The sequence below is a fragment of the Streptomyces xylophagus genome, from assembly GCF_000716435.1.
GTDB lineage: Bacteria > Actinomycetota > Actinomycetes > Streptomycetales > Streptomycetaceae > Streptomyces > Streptomyces xylophagus.
This window is the reverse complement of record NZ_JNWO01000105.1, coordinates 1-686: the sequence shown is the minus strand read 5'-3', so window position 1 is coordinate 686 and position 686 is coordinate 1. Positions and strand designations below refer to the sequence as shown.

General features: G+C 70.4%; 1 protein-coding gene. It reads right to left on the bottom strand.

The window, feature by feature from the left end:
* The coding region (locus OO70_RS50485; protein ID WP_158711687.1) for an amino acid permease at positions 1–406 on the bottom strand (406 nt) is incomplete at its 3' end.
* Between the last annotated feature and the right edge of the window lie 280 nt (positions 407–686).

Below are 686 nucleotides of genomic sequence, written 5' to 3'. Positions count from 1 at the left end.
GGCCGGGGGTGGGGGTGAAGCCCCACTGAAGGTTGAGCCAGGCGCCGACGAACAGCGACATGCCGTAGCTGCCGCCGGCCATGCCGCCGAGCAGGCCCAACAGGTTCAAGTACCCGGTATAGAAGCCCCACTTGGGGCCGCCGAGTCGGCCGGCCATGTAGAAGAGGGCACCGGCGACGGGGTAGGCGGAGGTGACCTCGGCGAGCGCGGCACCCAGGCACAGTACGGTCAGACCGACGAAGGCCCAGCCCCACAGCATGACGGCCGGACCGCCCGTGATGAGCCCGAACGCGAACAGGGTCATGCACCCGGACAGCACCGAGATGATGGAGAAGCTGAGCGCGAAATTGCCGAACGGGCCCATGCGGCGGGCCAGTTGGGGCTTGTAGCCGAGCTGCCGCAACATGTCCTCATCGCTCGGGGCGCGGCGGTGGGTGGTTCTTGGGGAAGACAACGGAAGTACCTCCACAAACGGGGGGGACGATGGAGAGACCAGGGGCCAGCGGTGGCCTGCGGGGTGAGGGAGTGGCGGCGGGGCGGGGCCCGGCAGGTGCTTCGGCGGCCGGTCACCGGCGCCGTGCCGCTTCCCGTGTGCCGCCCGCCGCAGCCGCCAGGCATTTGTCGCGGGCTCGTTCGAACTGCTCCAGCCACCGGTCCGGCGCCTCGGCGACGTACTTCCACGGCGC